Below are 411 nucleotides of genomic sequence, written 5' to 3'. Positions count from 1 at the left end.
ACCCTTCGGCGAGATCATGGGAATCGGCTACGCCGGTCCGCGCGGCGACGACATCCAGTGGACCTCTCCGCGCATGAAGGCCCTGGACCAGGGGCTGCGCCAGGCGCTTGGCATCCGCCAGGAGCCGCTGGCGATGGTCGATACCGCGAACGGCCAGCGCTACACCGCCAACTACGATACAGGCCTGAGCTACCGCATCGTCGACTACACCGCCGATCTTTCCAATGTGCTGGTGGCTACCTCCGGCCCTTCCAACCCGCCCGAGTATCACCTGCTGCACGACGGCAAGCTGACCCTGCTGGCCAAGACCTATCCGCAGATCCAGCCAGCCGCGCTGGGCACCACCCGGCTGGTCTACTACAAGGCACGCGACGGGCTGGACATTCCGGCATTCCTGACCACGCCCAGCAC

The 411-nt window shown here is 65.9% G+C and carries 1 protein-coding gene; it reads left to right on the top strand.

What is annotated here, in order from left to right:
* A partial coding sequence (locus tag D7X55_RS41955) for a hypothetical protein (RefSeq protein ID WP_199747467.1) occupies window positions 1-411 on the top strand: 411 nt, incomplete at both ends.

The organism is Corallococcus sp. AB049A (assembly GCF_003668885.1).
Classification (GTDB): Bacteria; Myxococcota; Myxococcia; order Myxococcales; family Myxococcaceae; genus Corallococcus; species Corallococcus interemptor.
This window is presented reverse-complemented; position numbering and strand designations above follow the sequence as displayed.